The following is a 14,962-nucleotide window of genomic DNA, read 5'->3' on the forward strand; positions in this document are numbered from 1 at the left end:
CGTAAGGGCGGAACCCATAGCAGCCGTTACCCAAATAACGGATATGCACCCAGCACCCCCGCGACAACCAAAGAACTCAACCCATAAAAAGATGTGTAGATACCTAGGCCCGGGAGGCCTAGCCCTTGAGCTTCTCGGCAATCCAGATGGTGTGGCGGGTGCCCTTGTTGCCGTGGGCAAACACCTGCACTTCTTCGGCCTTGAAGCCGGCCTTGCGCAATTTGTCGCTGAACAGCTTGTCGGCGCTGGCCGACCACACCGCCAGCACGCCCTTGGGCCGCAGGGCTTTGGCACAAGCGGCCAAGCCACCCGCGGAGTACAGCCAGCTGTTGGCTTTTTGCGTGAGGCCTTCGGGGCCGTTGTCGACGTCGAGCATGATCGCGTCAAAGCCCTGGGGCTCGGCCTGCAGCACCTTGGCCACGTCTTCCATACGGATCACGGTGCGCGGGTCGAGCAGCGGGCGGCCGGACTTTTCCCCCAGCGGCCCACGGTTCCACTCCACCACGCCGGGCACCAGTTCGGCGACCACCACTTCGGCGGCCTTGCCCAAATGCTTGAGCGCCGAGGCCAGGGTAAAGCCCATGCCCAAACCACCGATCAGCACTCGCGAACCCGGGCGCCCGGCGACTTTGCGGCAGGGAATCTCCGCCAGCGCGTCTTCGGAGCCGTGCATGCGCGTGTTCATCAACTGGCCGCCGTCACCGCCCTGGATCTTGATGACAAAATCCTCGCCGTACTCGAACAGGCATAAGGCACCGCCGTTATCGGGGATCGGGGTGGTGTCCAGCAGAACGAAACGTTTCATGGAAATCTCATTGGGAAGGGCATTCTTGCGCGGTTGGGAGTAGCCTTACGACATTCCGGTCAGGCCATGGAGCCATCGATGAAGTGCAGCATTCTAACGGTCATTGTGCTTGGCGCGCTCACATTGGGTGCGGCGCAGGCTCAGGAGTTGCAAACCGTGCCGGTCGCACCCGCGCCAACCCCAGGTGCGCCGGGTACGCCAACACCGACGTTGTACCCGCAAGTCACCCCGCCTGTGGCGCCCAAGGCCACCGCCAACGGCTCACCAGCATTGGTGCCGATCGTGTTGCCCACGCCGCCCAAAGACCAGAGCGTGCCCGGCCTGCTGCAAAATGACAGCAAGCCGAAGACGCCCGGCGGTTAAAACTGTTGCGAGAGTAGTTGCCCGTCGGCCATGCGCAGGCGCTTGGACAAGGCTATCGCAATCGCACGGATGATCTTGGCCGCAACCCTGGGCGCTTCGTTGAGCATTTTTTCCAGGGAATCCTTGCCCAGGTTCAACAGCACGCTGTCACTTGCCGCGATACAACTGGCCGAACGCCGCTCGCCATCGAGCACCGCCATTTCGCCAAAGGCCCTGCCACTGCGCAGGGTGGCGATGGTCAGGCGCTGGCCTTCGTGATTGGTTTTCTGCACGGCCACCTGGCCGCTGTGGAGGATGCACATGAACGTGCCGGCATCGCCCTCAAGGAAAATCACCTCATCGCGGGCAATGCTGCTGATATTGAAGTAGCCGGCGGCGACGTGAAAGTCTTCCGGCATCAAGGCGTCGAACAGGCCGCAGTCCATGAGCATGTCGCGGATTTCATTGTTCATTAATGTCGGTAATGGCATAGCTGCAATCTTGGTCCATCAATCAAGTAGGCGGTCTGTGTGTTCAGACAGGGCCGCCACACTAAGTTCCTTAAACCAGCCCTAGCGCCTTGAACACAAATGCATATTCGAGCGCTACGTCACGTAATCCCTGGTAACGACCGCTCATCCCGCCGTGGCCAGCGCCCAATTCGGTCTTGAGCAACAGCAGGTTGTCGTCCGTCTTGGTGTCACGCAGCTTGGCCACCCACTTGGCCGCTTCCCAGTACTGCACACGGCTGTCGTTGTAACCGGCGATCACCAACGTGGCGGGGTAGGCCTGGGCGCTGACATTCTCATACGGCGCGTAGGCCTTGATGCGTTCATACACTTCAGGCTCTTCAGGGTTGCCCCACTCGTCGTACTCGGTGATGGTCAGCGGCAGCTCGGGGTCGAGCATGGTGTTGAGTACATCGACGAACGGCACTTCGGCAATCGCCGCTTGGAACAAGTCCGGGCGTTGATTGAGTACCGCGCCGATCAACAGGCCGCCGGCACTGCCGCCGCTGATGGCCAGTTGTTTTGAGGTGGTCAGGCCCTCGGCGATCAAGTGCTCGGCGCAGGCGATGAAGTCGCTGAAGGTGTTCTGTTTGTGTTCCTGCTTGCCGTTGCGGTACCAGGCTTCACCCAGTTCGCCGCCGCCGCGTACATGCGCGATGGCAAACGCCACGCCGCGGTCCAGCAGGCTTAGGCGTGCATGCGAGAACCACGGGTCGAGGCTTTGGCCGTAAGCGCCGTAGCCATACAGGTACAGAGGCACAGGCTTGCCGAGCTGGTCGCGCTTGACCACCAAGCTGATCGGCACCTGGGTGCCATCGGCAGACGTGGCCCACAGCCGCTGGCTGACGTAATCGTCGGCATTGAACACACCGAGTACCGGGGTTTCCTTAAGCACCACTTGCGCGCCGCTCGCCAATTCAAGCTGGCGCACCTGCGCCGGACGGTTCAGGGCTTCATAGCGCAGGCGGATCTTGTCGCTGGCAAATTCCAGACTGTTTTGTACGTAAAGGCTGTAGGCGGCGTCGGGTAATTCCACGCGATAGGCCGGCAAGCCTTGGGGATGCACTTCGATCACCGGCAGGCCTCCGATGCGCAGGCTCAGCGTCATGGCACTGGCGTTCAGGCTGACGCCGTCGAGCATCACCTCATCGCTGTGGGGGATCAGGTTCTGCCACTCATCCTCGGTCGGCACGTCGCCAATGTCGGTAGCCACAAACAGTGCGTAGTTGATGCCATCACGGTTGCTACGGATGAACCAAGTCCACGCGCCATTCAGTTGGCCGTGGTCGACATCGTATTCATGGTCCTCGACCCGCGGTGCCAGGCAGGTGAAGTCCAGGTGTGGCAGGTCGGCGTCCAGCGCCCAAATTTCGCTGGTGGTCTTGCTGCCCAGGGCCAGCAGCAACTGGCGTTCGGAGCTGGAGCGGTAGCAATGCAAGAAGAAACGCCCGTCGGGCTCATGGAACACTTCCTGCGCCGCCGTGCCGTCCAGGCGGTAGCGGTAGAGCTTGTGCGGGCGATGGGTGTCGTCCAGCTCGCTGAAAAACAGGGTCAGGCTGTCATTGGCCCAGGTCATGCTGCCGTCGCAGTCCTGGAACTCCAGTTCGCTGACCTTGCCGTTGGCCAATTCCTTCACGTACAGGGTGTAAATCTCTTCACCGCTGGTGTCGAGGCTGTAGGCCAGGCGCTGGTGGTCGGGGCTGATGCTGAACGTGCCCAGGGAGAAAAAGCCGCCATTGGCCAGCACGTTGGGGTCGAGCAGCAGTTCTTCGCTGCTGTCGTCCACCACGTTGCTATCATCTGCCGGGCGGCGGCAGCGGTAATGACGGGCGTATTCATCACCGGCGGTGGTGCGGGTGTAATACAGGTACGGTCCCCACGGCGAGGGCAGCGACAGGTCGGTTTCGAGCATGCGGCCCTTGATCTCTTCGAACAGGCTTTCGCGCAGTGCCTGCTGGTCGGCGAGCTGGGCTTCCTGCCAGGCGTTTTCGGCGTTGAGGTAATCAAGCACTTCAGGCGTGTCACGCGCTTGCAGCCAGGCGTACGGGTCCTGGCCTTCGGCCTTGCGGGCAATCGGGGCGGCAGTGATGTGGGTCGGTGAAGGCATGGATCACTCTCTGTCTGGCGGATGGTGGCAGGCATTGCAGCCGCGACACGCAAAAGCCGTTATCATAGCCGCCTGTTTGCCTACCTTGCCATGGACACCATGACCGAGAACGACTATCTGACCGCTTGGGGCCTCTACGCCTTCGCCGCTTTGGGCTGCCTGTTGGTGTGGTGGCGCATGACCCGCTGGATCTGGCGCTGGCTGCGCGAGCCGCTGCAGTTGCTGATGGCGGTGCTGCTGCTCAGCCCTACCATTGTCGACCCGGTCAAGACCCAGTTTGCGCCGGCCGTGGCGATTACCGCCCTGGACCTGGTGCTGCATGTCGGCAATAACGCCTGGCGGGCCATTTCCGATCTGTTCATGTACACGATGATCGCGCTGGGCGTGTACATCGTGTTTGTGTTGATCCGCTGGCCCATCGAACGCGCCGCCAACGCCCGCCGTGAGCGCAAGGCGGCTACCGACGCAGCCTTGGCTGCCGAGCCCGTGGACGAAGACGACGAGCCGTTCCGGCGCCCGGCGCCTGCCAGCAGTATGCGGGTCGAACCGCGCCTTTAACGTTGTCTGCCCTGCAGCGAGAGCCCTGGCATGTGTGAATTATTGGGCATGAGTGCCAACGTCCCCACCGACATCGTGTTCAGCTTTACCGGGCTGATGCAGCGGGGCGGGCGTACCGGCCCCCACCGCGACGGCTGGGGCATCGCCTTCTACGAAGGCCGTGGCTTGCGCCTGTTCCAGGACCCGGCTGCCAGCTGCGAGTCGGAAGTCGCGCTGCTGGTGCAGCGTTACCCCATCAAAAGCGAAGTGGTGATTGGCCATATCCGCCAGGCCAATGTGGGCAAGGTGAGCCTGGCCAACACCCACCCGTTCGTGCGCGAACTGTGGGGCCGCAACTGGTGTTTTGCGCACAACGGCCAACTGGCGGACTTCAACCCGCGCGCCACGTTTTATCGGCCAGTGGGCGATACCGACAGCGAAGCGGCGTTCTGTGACCTGCTCAACCGGGTGCGCGAAGCTTTCCCGGAGCCGGTGGAGATCGAACAAGTGCTGCCTGACTTGATCGCCGCCTGCGCCGAATACCGCAGCAAAGGTGTATTCAACTGCCTGCTCAGCGACGGCGATTGGCTGTTTTGCTACTGCTCGACCAAACTGGCACAGATTACCCGGCGCGCACCGTTTGGCCCGGCACGCTTGAAGGATGTCGACGTGATCGTCGATTTTCAGGCCGAAACCACGCCAAATGACGTGGTCACGGTGATCGCCACCGAGCCGTTGACCGACAATGAAAACTGGACCCGCTACGAACCGGGCCAATGGAGCCTGTGGCGACGCGGTGAATGCGTCAGCCAGGGCATTACCGAGTAAGGATATCGACCATGCTGCTCAGTTATTTGCGGTTGGTGCTGTTTGCCATTGGCTTGTTGGTCGGTGTGCAGGTGCCGGGTTTCATCAACGATTACGCCAAGCGCGTCGAGGCCCACCTGATCGAGGCCCAGACCGGCCTCAGCGGGTTTGAAACCACGGCACGCCAGTTTTTCAATGGTGACTTGAAGGCGTTGGTGGCGCATTACCGCGCCAGTGATGACCCGGTGTTCCAGAGCGACGCCAACAGCCTGGGCGCCATGCTTGATCGCCAGGTGGCATTGGATAAGCAATTTCAGGCCATGCAAGGCCCGTGGTACATCCGCGTGCTGCAAGTGGCGGTGGCGGCGGACCCGGATATTCGCCAGGAAACCTGGAACGGCTATAGCTACCAGATCCTGCTGACGCCGGAGGCCATGGGCTGGGGCTTGGGCGGGGCGATGCTGTTGTCGTTCGGCATTGAATGCCTGTTCCGGTTGATCGACTGGGTGGTGTTGGGCGGCAAGCGCCTGCGCCAGAGCCGGCCGATTGAAGAACGAGACCTCAAAGGTCTCTAAAAACCAACTCGGTCAATGTGGGAGCAGGCAAGCCAGCTCCCACAGTTTTAATCCGGTTTGGCCAGTAGCATGTGCTCTTCGCCGACTTCCTCGGCATACCTGGCCACCACCTTCTGGCACAGCCCGACAATCTCCTCCACCAACTCCACGCCCACCCGCCACGACACCACCACCTGTAAATTCGGCAGTTTCTGCGCCATCGGCAGCATCACCAATTCCCCGCGTGCCAATTCTTCGCTGACCAACACCGGCGGCAGCGCGCCAATACCGAAACCATCACGCAGCAGGCGGGTAATCGCCGACACTGAATTCACACAGTTCATGCGCGGCGCGGCCACGCCGTTGGCTTGCATCAGGCTCAGCACGTCCTGATGCGGGTGGGAGTTTTTCGAGTAGGTGATGATGCGCTCCTGGGCCAGTTCGGCGAGGGAGGCGTAGTCGCGGTTGTAGAGGGAGTGGCTGGCGACGATCCAGGCCATCGGGTGGCTGGCCAGTTCCAGGCTGCGCACGGTTTCCAGGCGTAGCAGGTCGGTTTGCAGGATTAAATCGAGGAAGCCTTTTTGCAGCTGATCGCTGAGGTTCAGCGCGGTATCGGCGACTAATTCGATCTCCACCCGCGGAAAATGGTCCATCAATTCGGCCACCAATGGGCTGAGCCAGGTGTGAATCACGGTGTCCATCGCGCCGATGCGAATCCGCCCGACCTTGCTGCTGGTGGTTTCCAGGGACTGCTTCAAACCCTGCATGGTCACCATCATCTGCTCGGCGTAATCGAGCACCTTCAAGCCTTCCGGGGTCAGGCTCACGCCGCGCGAATCGCGCAGAAACAGCTTCACGCCCAACTCGCTTTCGAGCACGGCAATGCGGCTGGAGATCGAGGCCTGGGTGGTGAACAGCTTCTCGGCGGTCAGGCGAAAGCTCTTGAGTTTGGCCACCCAGACGAAGGTTTCGAGGAACTTCAAATTCATGGGATCAACTTTTCTTATGCATGGATCGGTTTTTATTAGTTGGACGCCGCACCGTGCCAGCGCCAAAAATCGAGCTATTCCACGATAAGCGTCGTTGGGTGTCAGGACAAGTTGCGAGTTCTGCGTAAAAAATCCCACACTACAAAAAATACAAAACCGACAGGAGCACTGACCGTGAGCCGCTTGCTATTGAATTGCGACATCGGCGAAAGCTTTGGCAACTGGACCATGGGTCTGGACGCCGAGGTCATGCCGTTTATTGATTGCGCCAACGTGGCCTGCGGCTTCCATGCCGGCGACCCGAGCATCATGCGCAAGACCGTCAGCCTGGCGCTCAAGCACGGCGTGCAAGTGGGTGCGCACCCGGCGTACCAGGACCTGCAAGGCTTCGGCCGCCGCTCCATGGCCTACACGCCGCAGGAAATCCAGGACCTGTTGCACTACCAGATCGGCGCCCTCGACGGTATTTGCCGCGCGCAAGGCGCGCGGGTCAGCTACGTCAAACCCCATGGCGCGATGTACAACGACATGATGGCCAACCCCACGCAATTGCGCGCAGTGATCCAGGCCGTAGCCGCCTATGGCGACCTGCCGCTGATGCTGCTGGCCACCCGCGACAACAGCGCGGCCCAGGCCCTGGGCGATGAATACGGCGTGACCCTGTGGTTCGAAGCCTTCGCCGACCGTGCCTACGACCACAAAGGGCACCTGGTCTCGCGCCAGTTGCCCGGCGCCGTCCACCATGACGCTGAAACCATCGTGCAGCAGGCCCTGACCCTTTCCCGTGGCGAAGCCTTGACCGCCAGCGACGGCAGCGCCTTGGTTTTGCAAGCCAACACCCTGTGTGTGCATGGCGATAACGCCAGTTCGGTTGCCGCTGTGAAGCGCATCCGCGAGGCGTTGAAGCCAGCATGAAGCCACGCATTGAAGTGGTAGCGATCGACTGCCTGATGGTGCGTCTGTTTGATGCAATTGCCGAAGCCAACATGCCGTGGATGCTCGCCGCCACTCAACGGCTGCGCGAGGGTTTCGGCGCGGCATTGGTGGATCTGGTGCCGTCCTACACCACGCTGATGGTGCATTACGATCTCAGCGCCTTGAGCCCGGCCCAGGCACGGGAGTTGATCGACCTGGCGCTGACCGACCTGCAACCCCAGGCCCAGGGCAGCGGCCAGTGTCACGTGTTGCCGGTGTGGTACGACCTGAGTGTCGGCCCGGAACTGACCTTGCTCAGCCAGCGCAGTGGCCTTACGGTAGACGAAGTGATCCGTCGCCACAGCGCCCACGAATACCAAGTGTTCGCCCTCGGCTTCGCGCCCGGTTTTGCCTTTATGGGGCTGGTGGATGAAAGCCTCGCCACGCCACGCCTGAATACCCCGCGCAAACGCGTGGCGGCTGGCAGCGTCGGCATCGCCGAACGGCAAACCGCAGCGTACCCGGTGGTTTCCCCGGGCGGCTGGAACTTGATCGGCCGCACCCCGGCGAAACTGTTCGACCGCGAGCGCGACGGCTACAGCCTGATGCAACCCGGCGACACTGTGCGTTTTGAGGCGGTTGGCCACGCCGAATTTATCCACCTGGGTGGCGATGACACGCCGTTGGAGGCGCAGGCATGAGCCGCTTGTTAATCGAGGCCAGCACGCCGCTGTGCCTGTTGCAGGACGCCGGTCGCTTTGGCGTGCGCCACCTGGGCGTGACCCAGGGCGGCGCGCTGGACTGGGTGTCGATGTCGTGGGCCAACTGGCTGCTGGGCAATGCGCTGGATGCGCCGGTGGTGGAAATCACCTTGGGCGGGTTCACCGTGCAGGCTGAGGATTATTGCCTGCTGGCATTGGCCGGGGCGGATTTGGGCGCGTACATCGACGAGCGCGCGATCAGCCCGGGGCGCAGTTTTATCCTGCAAAAGGGCCAGCGCCTGCGCTTCACCCAGCCGTTCAGTGGCGCGCGGGCTTACCTGGCGGCGCCGGGTGGGTTTGATGCGCCGGATGTGCTCGGCAGTTGCGCCACGGTAGTTCGTGAAGAATTGGGCGGGGTGGACGGTTTCGGCAAGGCGTTGGCCGAAGGCGGGCGCTTGGCCTATTCCGGCACGGGCGGTGCGATGAAGGTATTGAGTGTGCCTGGTTTGCCCGCCAAGGCGCCGCTGGAGGTGATTGTCGGCGCGCAGATCGGGCAGTTCAGCGGGCAGAGTTTGTTCGATGCGTTCAACACCGAATGGGCTCTGGACAGCCGTGCGGATCGCATGGGCATGCGTTTGTTGGGCACGCCGTTGCAGTATCAGGGGCCGTCGTTGATCTCTGAGGGCATTCCGCTGGGGGCGATCCAGGTGCCGCCGGATGGGCAGCCGATTGTGTTGCTCAATGATCGGCAGACGATTGGTGGCTATCCGCGGTTAGGCGCGTTGACGCCATTGGCGCTGGCGCGGCTGGCGCAGTGTTTGCCGGGGGAGAAGGTCAAGTTGGCGCCAGTGGTGCAGGAGACGGCGCATCGGCAGCACATCGACTTTTTGCAGCGCTTTTTGAATCGATAAAAGCATCGCAGGCAAGCCAGCTCCCACAGGGGAATGTATTCCAAGGTGAAATGCACTCACCTGTGGGAGCTGGCTTGTCGGGTCGCCGCATCGCTGCGATAGCGTCGGTAGCTTCACCGCCTATTTGGAGAGAAAGCGCATCCCTTCTTCCAAGCCCCGAAGGGTCAGCGGATACATCTGATCTTCCACCAACTCCCGCACAATTCCCGTCGACGCCGTATACCCCCAAGTGTCCTTCGGGTACGGGTTAATCCAGATCAGCTTCTTGTACTTGGCCATGAAGCGCTGCATCCACACATACCCAGGCTCTTCATTCCAGTGCTCGACGCTGCCGCCGGCCTGGGTGATTTCATACGGCGCCATCGACGCATCGCCGATAAAGATCACTTTGTAATCGGCGCCGTACTTGTGCAGCAAATCCTGGGTAGAGGTGCGCTCCGAGGTGCGGCGCCCGTTGTTCTTCCACACCGACTCGTACACGAAGTTGTGGAAGTAGAAGTACTCCAGGTGCTTGAACTCGGTCTTGCACGCGGAGAACAGCTCTTCGCAGATCTTCACATGCGCATCCATCGAACCGCCGATGTCGAACAGCAACAGCAGCTTGATGGTGTTACGCCGCTCCGGACGCATCTGGATATTCAGCAGCCCGGCATCGCGGGCGGTGTGGTCGATGGTGCCGTCGATGTCGAGCTCTTCGGCCGCACCCTGGCGCGCGAATTTGCGCAGGCGGCGCAGGGCGATTTTGATGTTGCGCGTGCCCAGTTCCACCTGATCGTCGAGGTTCTTGTACTCGCGCTGGTCCCAGACTTTCACCGCCTTGCCCTGGCGCTTGCCAGCGTCACCCACGCGAATGCCTTCCGGGTTGTAGCCGCCGGAGCCGAACGGGCTGGTGCCGCCGGTGCCGATCCATTTGTTACCGCCGGCGTGGCGTTCTTTCTGTTCTTCCAGGCGTTTTTTGAATTCTTCGATCAGCTTGTCCAGGCCGCCGAGGGACTGGATTTGCGCGCGCTCTTCATCGCTCAGTGAGCGTTCGAACTCCTTGCGCAGCCAGTCTTCGGGGATCAGCGCCTGCAAGTGGTCGTCGAGCTTTTCCAGGCCGTTGAAATAGGCGCCGAACGCACGGTCGAACTTGTCGAAATGCCGCTCGTCCTTGACCAGGATCGCCCGGGCCAAGTAGTAAAACTCGTCCATGTCGGCGAAGACCACACGCTGTTTCAGCGCGTTGATCAGGTCGAGCAGCTCGCGCACCGACACCGGCACCTTGGCGGCGCGCATTTCATTGAACAGGTTGAGCAACATTATCGATTACCGCGACGGCTCATGAATGCCAGACGTTCCAGCAATTGCACGTCTTGCTCGTTCTTCACCAGCGCACCGGCCAGCGGTGGGATGGCCTTGGTCGGGTCGCGTTCGCGCAGTACGGCTTCGCCAATGTTGTCGGCCATCAGCAACTTGAGCCAGTCGACCAGTTCGGAAGTGGAGGGCTTTTTCTTCAGGCCCGGCACTTTGCGTACGTCGAAGAACACGTCCAGCGCTTCGCTGACCAGGTCTTTCTTGATGTCGGGGTAGTGCACGTCGACGATCTTTTGCAGGGTAGTGCGGTCGGGGAAAGCGATGTAGTGGAAGAAGCAGCGGCGCAGGAACGCGTCCGGCAGCTCTTTTTCGTTGTTGGAGGTAATGATGATGATCGGGCGTTTCTTGGCCTTGATAGTCTCGTCGATTTCGTAGACGTAGAACTCCATCTTGTCGAGTTCTTGCAGCAAGTCGTTAGGGAACTCGATGTCGGCCTTGTCGATTTCATCGATCAGCAGAATCACCCGTTCCTCGGACTCGAAGGCTTCCCAGAGCTTGCCCTTTTTCAGGTAGTTGCGCACGTCGTGCACCTTGTCCACGCCCAACTGCGAGTCGCGCAGACGGCTGACCGCGTCGTACTCGTAGAGGCCCTGATGCGCCTTGGTGGTGGACTTGATGTGCCAGGTGATCAGCCTGGCGCCGAAGGATTCGGCCAGTTGCTCAGCAAGCATGGTCTTGCCGGTGCCGGGCTCGCCCTTGACCAGCAACGGCCGCTCCAGGGTGATGGCGGCGTTGACGGCCAGTTTCAGGTCATCGGTAGCCACATAGGCCTGGGTGCCTTCGAACTTCATCGGTCATTCCTCGAATTCATCAATGCCAGGACTATACCGCGCGGCCCCGGCGACTGTGAACGCAGACGGGTTATTCAGTCTCTGAATGGCCGGTCACATCACAGTCCACATGCGGGAGCGGGCTTGTGTGGGAGCGGGCTTGCCCGCGATGCAGGCAACTCGGGTTATCTGTTACACCGAGTTGATGCTATCGCAGGCAAGCCAGCTCCCACACAAGCCCGCTCCCACATTTAATTAGCGCTAGGTTTGGGCTGTTCATAGCGTGCATTGAACGCCTGGATGAATCCATTGCGCAAAATCGCCAAAAACGCAGAGAACGCGCTGACATTTTGCTGGTGCACGCTGCCGCTGAGTTCGACGCGGGTGGCAAACTGGTTTTTGTTCTGGTTCTTCAATACGGTCTCGCTGGCGCCGACCACGGCCTCCCAGATCGAGCGGAAGATGTTTTTGTCTTTGTTTTCGACATCCTGTTTCCAGTCGAACACCTCTACGTCGCGCAGCAGGGGCTTGATATAGCCGCTCAGTTGGCCTTTTTCGGCCTGGGCTTCGATCACCACATCGCCGGTGCCGGCCTTGAAGTCGAATTTGCCGTACGCCGAGGCGAAGTCATTCATGCGCTTGAGTTGCAAGTCCTTGGCGCGAAAGCGAAATTCGAAGTCTTCAAAGTTGCTCAGCGGGTCAAAGGTGGCATTGGCTTCCAGCGGCGCCTGGCCTTGCAGCAGGGCTTTGCCTTCGAAGCTGGCGTCGCGCTTGCCTTTGATGTCGACCACATTGGTCAAGTTGTAAAAGCTGGCGTTGACCGAGGTGGCGTTGATATTCACCGGCGGCTTGGAGTTGAAGTTGTGGAAGGCGATCTTGGCGTCTTCGATGCGCACTTCGTTCAGGGTAATCGGCAACAGCTTGCCCAGCTGTTCGCGCCAGTCGGTGCCTTTACCGGTCTGGGACGCCTGTTGGTTGCCACCGTCGACGAAGTTCAGTTCCGGCTTGATGAACTGCACCTCGGCAACCACGGCATGGTCGTACCACAGCGAATGCCAGCTCACAGACAAGTCGATCACCGGCGCTTTCACGAACGGAACCGGCACTTTGCCGTCGACTTTAACGATCTGCAGGCCATTGATCTTGTACGCGCCGCGCCACAACGCCACGTCCACGTCAGTGACTTGGCCACGATAATCGCCCATGTCGGCGAGTTTGTCGTTGAGGTAGTTGCGCACCAGGTAGGGCAGGGCGAGGTCCAGGGCGATCAGCACTACCACCAGTACGGCGACGATCCATAGCAGCCCACTGTAACGACGTTTCATATCAGGTTCTCCAACGTTATAGGCGATGGACCGCGCGCACGGGCGCAACGTTCCTCTGACTGGACGCCTCCCACCCTGAGGCATACCCTTGGGGCCTTCCTGAAATTGCTTTAAGGACCGTCATGAGCCGTATCTTTGCAGACAACGCGCACTCCATCGGTAACACGCCCCTGGTTCAGATCAACCGCATCGCACCGCGTGGCGTGACCATCCTGGCCAAGATCGAGGGGCGTAACCCGGGTTATTCGGTGAAGTGCCGCATTGGCGCAAACATGATCTGGGACGCTGAAAGCACCGGTAAGCTCAAGCCGGGCATGACCATCGTAGAACCGACCTCCGGCAACACCGGTATCGGCCTGGCGTTTGTCGCGGCGGCCCGTGGCTACAAGCTGCTGCTGACCATGCCGGCGTCCATGAGCATCGAGCGGCGTAAAGTGCTCAAGGCCCTTGGCGCCGAGCTGGTGTTGACTGAGCCGGCCAAGGGCATGCCAGGCGCCATCGCAAAAGCCGCTGAGATCGTCGCCAGCGACCCGGCCACCTACTTTATGCCGGGCCAGTTCGAAAACCCGGCCAACCCGGCGATCCACGAGAAAACCACCGGCCCGGAGATCTGGAACGACACCGATGGCGCTGTGGACGTGCTGGTCGCCGGCGTAGGCACCGGTGGCACCATTACCGGCGTGTCGCGCTATATCAAGAACATTGCGGGCAAGCCGATTTTGTCAGTGGCGGTGGAGCCGCTCGTCTCGCCGGTGATCACCCAGGCGCTGGCCGGTGAGGAGATCAAGCCAAGCGCCCACAAGATCCAGGGCATCGGCGCCGGGTTTGTGCCGAAGAACCTCGATTTGTCGATGGTTGACCGCGTGGAACTGGTGACCGATGAGGAATCCAAGGCCATGGCCCTGCGTTTGATGCAGGAAGAAGGGATTCTGTGTGGTATCTCCTGCGGCGCCGCCATGGCCGTGGCGGTACGTTTGGCCGAGAAACCGGACATGCAGGGCAAGACCATCGTGGTGATCCTGCCGGACTCCGGTGAGCGCTACCTGTCGAGCATGCTGTTCAGTGATTTGTTTACCGAGCAGGAAAACCAGGCTTGATAGCTTCCGTGAAGTGAGCGGGCTTGTTGTGGCAAGCCCGCTCGCCACGACAGCCCGGCTAGCCACAACAAACCTGCAAGCCACAAGGGCCCTAGGGTGTTGATTTATATCAGCCGGTCGGCCTGGGCCTTCTGCATAATGGCTCAACTGTTTATCATGGCCGGCTGCTACGTCTGGTTTCCCGTTGACGGGAGGTTGCTGGCCAGGCGCTTATTTCCAGGAGTTGCTGCATGACCTTTTCTTTGGCCGCCAAACTGTCGGTGTTGCTGCTGTTTATCGGCAGCACGCTGTATGTGCACTTACGTGGCAAGGCCCGTTTGCCGATGTTGCGTCAGTTCGTCAACCATTCGGCGCTGTTCGCCCCGTATAACGCCCTGATGTACCTGTTCTCGGCCGTGCCGTCCAAGCCGTATCTGGACCGCAGCAAGTTCCCGGAGCTGGATGTGCTCAAGGACAACTGGGAAGTGATCCGCGAAGAGGCCATGCACCTGTTCGACGAGGGTTACATCCGCGCCGCTGAAAAGAACAACGACGCCGGTTTCGGTTCGTTCTTCAAGAAGGGCTGGAAGCGTTTCTACCTCAAGTGGTACGACAAACCGCTGCCCTCGGCCGAGGCGCTGTGCCCGAAAACCGTGGCTTTGGTCAGCAGTATTCCCAACGTCAAGGGCGCGATGTTCGCGCTGTTGCCGGGCGGTAGCCACCTCAACCCGCACCGTGACCCGTTTGCCGGTTCCCTGCGTTATCACCTGGGCTTGTCCACGCCGAACTCCGATGACTGCCGCATCTTCGTCGACGGCCAGGTCTATGCCTGGCGCGACGGTGAAGACGTGATGTTCGACGAAACCTACGTGCACTGGGTGAAAAACGAAACCGACCAGACCCGCGTAATCCTGTTCTGCGACATCGAACGCCCGCTGAGCAACCGCGTGATGACCCGCATCAACCGCTGGGTCAGCAAGCAACTGGGCCGCGCAACCGCCCCGCAGAACCTCGACGACGAACGCGTGGGTGGGATCAACCAGGCCTACGCCTGGAGCAAGACCTTCAGCGACAAGTTCAGTGGTGTGGTCAAGCAGTGGAAGCGCAAGCATCCCAAGGCCTACCGCATTGCGCGGCCGGTGCTGGCTGTAGTGGTATTGGTGCTGCTGTGGAAGTGGTTGTTCGGCTAAACCACGCGGCATAGAAAAGGCGCTGTATCGAAAGATGCAGCGCCTTTTTTTTATGCCTGGAATGTGATCAA

16 protein-coding genes are annotated in these 14,962 nt (G+C 60.7%); 9 read left to right on the top strand and 7 right to left on the bottom strand.

The features are described from left to right. Nucleotides 1-118: 118 nt before the first annotated feature. Entirely contained in the window at nt 119-805 is a 687-nt protein-coding gene (locus ACI77I_RS30310; protein WP_122542824.1) for a hypothetical protein, read from the bottom strand. A 78-nt stretch (nt 806-883) separates the two neighbouring features. On the opposite strand from ACI77I_RS30310, the gene ACI77I_RS30315 reads away from it, so the two are divergent. After that, entirely contained in the window at nt 884-1,168 is a 285-nt protein-coding gene (locus tag ACI77I_RS30315; RefSeq protein WP_083359588.1) for a hypothetical protein, read from the top strand. Here the strand turns inward: ACI77I_RS30315 and ACI77I_RS30320 are convergent. Together ACI77I_RS30320 and ACI77I_RS30325 are read right to left on the bottom strand one after the other, a co-directional pair. After that, a complete protein-coding gene (locus ACI77I_RS30320; RefSeq protein ID WP_094951186.1) occupies nt 1,165-1,638 on the bottom strand; it encodes a cyclic nucleotide-binding domain-containing protein in 474 nt (157 codons plus the stop codon). The genes ACI77I_RS30315 and ACI77I_RS30320 overlap by 4 nt on opposite strands. A 70-nt stretch (nt 1,639-1,708) precedes the next feature. Beyond that, nucleotides 1,709-3,763 (bottom strand): S9 family peptidase, encoded by a 2,055-nt coding sequence (locus ACI77I_RS30325; RefSeq protein ID WP_406999866.1) that lies wholly within the window; start codon nt 3,761-3,763, stop codon nt 1,709-1,711. Between the two features lie 21 nt (nt 3,764-3,784). Here ACI77I_RS30325 and ACI77I_RS30330 point away from each other — a divergent pair, with 21 nt between their 5' ends. Genes ACI77I_RS30330 through ACI77I_RS30340 form a run of 3 tightly spaced genes read left to right on the top strand, consistent with a single transcriptional unit; the run spans nt 3,785 to nt 5,682 of the window. After that, nucleotides 3,785-4,321, top strand: a complete 537-nt coding sequence (locus ACI77I_RS30330; RefSeq protein ID WP_094951184.1) for an MFS transporter — start codon at nt 3,785-3,787, stop codon at nt 4,319-4,321. 30 nt (nt 4,322-4,351) lie between these two features. Further along, nucleotides 4,352-5,128, top strand: coding sequence for a class II glutamine amidotransferase (locus ACI77I_RS30335; protein WP_094951183.1), 777 nt, complete (start codon nt 4,352-4,354; stop codon nt 5,126-5,128). 11 nt (nt 5,129-5,139) lie between these two features. Next, nucleotides 5,140-5,682 (top strand): DUF2937 family protein, encoded by a 543-nt coding sequence (locus tag ACI77I_RS30340; protein WP_094951182.1) that lies wholly within the window; start codon nt 5,140-5,142, stop codon nt 5,680-5,682. A gap of 47 nt (nt 5,683-5,729) precedes the next feature. Here ACI77I_RS30340 and ACI77I_RS30345 read toward each other — a convergent pair whose 3' ends face one another. Beyond that, nucleotides 5,730-6,650, bottom strand: a complete 921-nt coding sequence (locus ACI77I_RS30345; protein WP_242154966.1) for a LysR family transcriptional regulator — start codon at nt 6,648-6,650, stop codon at nt 5,730-5,732. 174 nt (nt 6,651-6,824) lie between these two features. Between ACI77I_RS30345 and ACI77I_RS30350 the strand changes: the two genes are divergently transcribed. The 3 genes from ACI77I_RS30350 to ACI77I_RS30360 are packed head-to-tail and all read left to right on the top strand — an operon-like array spanning nt 6,825 to nt 9,177. Beyond that, nucleotides 6,825-7,565, top strand: a complete 741-nt coding sequence (locus ACI77I_RS30350; RefSeq protein ID WP_094951180.1) for a 5-oxoprolinase subunit PxpA — start codon at nt 6,825-6,827, stop codon at nt 7,563-7,565. After that, nucleotides 7,562-8,266 carry a 5-oxoprolinase subunit PxpB gene (gene pxpB, locus ACI77I_RS30355; RefSeq protein ID WP_094951179.1) on the top strand — a complete coding sequence of 235 codons (705 nt, stop codon included), beginning with the start codon at nt 7,562-7,564 and terminating at the stop codon, nt 8,264-8,266. The genes ACI77I_RS30350 and pxpB overlap by 4 nt, the downstream gene beginning before the upstream one ends. After that, complete coding sequence (locus ACI77I_RS30360) at nt 8,263-9,177, top strand: biotin-dependent carboxyltransferase family protein (protein ID WP_406999868.1); 915 nt, start codon at nt 8,263-8,265, stop codon at nt 9,175-9,177. The genes pxpB and ACI77I_RS30360 overlap by 4 nt, the downstream gene beginning before the upstream one ends. Before the next feature lie 120 nt (nt 9,178-9,297). On the opposite strand, the gene ACI77I_RS30365 is transcribed toward ACI77I_RS30360, so the two are convergent. The 3 genes from ACI77I_RS30365 to ACI77I_RS30375 all read right to left on the bottom strand — a co-directional run bounded on the left by ACI77I_RS30365 (nt 9,298) and on the right by ACI77I_RS30375 (nt 12,625). Next, entirely contained in the window at nt 9,298-10,476 is a 1,179-nt protein-coding gene (locus ACI77I_RS30365; protein ID WP_094951177.1) for a VWA domain-containing protein, read from the bottom strand. Then, on the bottom strand, nt 10,476-11,321 hold the full coding sequence (locus ACI77I_RS30370) for a MoxR family ATPase (RefSeq protein ID WP_003189627.1): 846 nt from the start codon (nt 11,319-11,321) through the stop codon (nt 10,476-10,478). The genes ACI77I_RS30365 and ACI77I_RS30370 overlap by 1 nt, the downstream gene beginning before the upstream one ends. A 230-nt stretch (nt 11,322-11,551) precedes the next feature. Further along, nucleotides 11,552-12,625 carry a DUF748 domain-containing protein gene (locus ACI77I_RS30375; protein ID WP_094951176.1) on the bottom strand — a complete coding sequence of 358 codons (1,074 nt, stop codon included), beginning with the start codon at nt 12,623-12,625 and terminating at the stop codon, nt 11,552-11,554. A 122-nt stretch (nt 12,626-12,747) separates the two neighbouring features. On the opposite strand from ACI77I_RS30375, the gene cysK reads away from it, so the two are divergent. Both cysK and ACI77I_RS30385 read left to right on the top strand, forming a co-directional pair. Then, nucleotides 12,748-13,722 carry a cysteine synthase A gene (gene cysK, locus ACI77I_RS30380; protein ID WP_094951175.1) on the top strand — a complete coding sequence of 325 codons (975 nt, stop codon included), beginning with the start codon at nt 12,748-12,750 and terminating at the stop codon, nt 13,720-13,722. A gap of 230 nt (nt 13,723-13,952) precedes the next feature. After that, nucleotides 13,953-14,891, top strand: a complete 939-nt coding sequence (locus ACI77I_RS30385) for an aspartyl/asparaginyl beta-hydroxylase domain-containing protein (protein WP_094951174.1) — start codon at nt 13,953-13,955, stop codon at nt 14,889-14,891. The last annotated feature ends 71 nt before the right edge of the window (nt 14,892-14,962 follow it).

Origin of the sequence: Pseudomonas sp. D47 (assembly GCF_045447305.1) — a bacterium.
In the GTDB taxonomy this organism is placed as follows: Bacteria; Pseudomonadota; Gammaproteobacteria; order Pseudomonadales; family Pseudomonadaceae; genus Aquipseudomonas.

What these genes read in the sequence shown, in the direction of transcription:
- ACI77I_RS30310 (WP_122542824.1), bottom strand. Translation starts at nt 805, where the DNA reads ATGAAACGTTTCGTTCTGCTGGACACCACCCCGATCCCCGATAACGGC.
- ACI77I_RS30315 (WP_083359588.1), top strand. Translation starts at nt 884, where the DNA reads ATGAAGTGCAGCATTCTAACGGTCATTGTGCTTGGCGCGCTCACATTG.
- ACI77I_RS30320 (WP_094951186.1), bottom strand. Translation starts at nt 1,638, where the DNA reads ATGCCATTACCGACATTAATGAACAATGAAATCCGCGACATGCTCATG.
- ACI77I_RS30325 (WP_406999866.1), bottom strand. Translation starts at nt 3,763, where the DNA reads ATGCCTTCACCGACCCACATCACTGCCGCCCCGATTGCCCGCAAGGCC.
- ACI77I_RS30330 (WP_094951184.1), top strand. Translation starts at nt 3,785, where the DNA reads ATGGTGGCAGGCATTGCAGCCGCGACACGCAAAAGCCGTTATCATAGC.
- ACI77I_RS30335 (WP_094951183.1), top strand. Translation starts at nt 4,352, where the DNA reads ATGTGTGAATTATTGGGCATGAGTGCCAACGTCCCCACCGACATCGTG.
- ACI77I_RS30340 (WP_094951182.1), top strand. Translation starts at nt 5,140, where the DNA reads ATGCTGCTCAGTTATTTGCGGTTGGTGCTGTTTGCCATTGGCTTGTTG.
- ACI77I_RS30345 (WP_242154966.1), bottom strand. Translation starts at nt 6,650, where the DNA reads ATGAATTTGAAGTTCCTCGAAACCTTCGTCTGGGTGGCCAAACTCAAG.
- pxpB (WP_094951179.1), top strand. Translation starts at nt 7,562, where the DNA reads ATGAAGCCACGCATTGAAGTGGTAGCGATCGACTGCCTGATGGTGCGT.
- ACI77I_RS30360 (WP_406999868.1), top strand. Translation starts at nt 8,263, where the DNA reads ATGAGCCGCTTGTTAATCGAGGCCAGCACGCCGCTGTGCCTGTTGCAG.
- ACI77I_RS30365 (WP_094951177.1), bottom strand. Translation starts at nt 10,476, where the DNA reads ATGTTGCTCAACCTGTTCAATGAAATGCGCGCCGCCAAGGTGCCGGTG.
- ACI77I_RS30370 (WP_003189627.1), bottom strand. Translation starts at nt 11,321, where the DNA reads ATGAAGTTCGAAGGCACCCAGGCCTATGTGGCTACCGATGACCTGAAA.
- ACI77I_RS30375 (WP_094951176.1), bottom strand. Translation starts at nt 12,625, where the DNA reads ATGAAACGTCGTTACAGTGGGCTGCTATGGATCGTCGCCGTACTGGTG.
- cysK (WP_094951175.1), top strand. Translation starts at nt 12,748, where the DNA reads ATGAGCCGTATCTTTGCAGACAACGCGCACTCCATCGGTAACACGCCC.
- ACI77I_RS30385 (WP_094951174.1), top strand. Translation starts at nt 13,953, where the DNA reads ATGACCTTTTCTTTGGCCGCCAAACTGTCGGTGTTGCTGCTGTTTATC.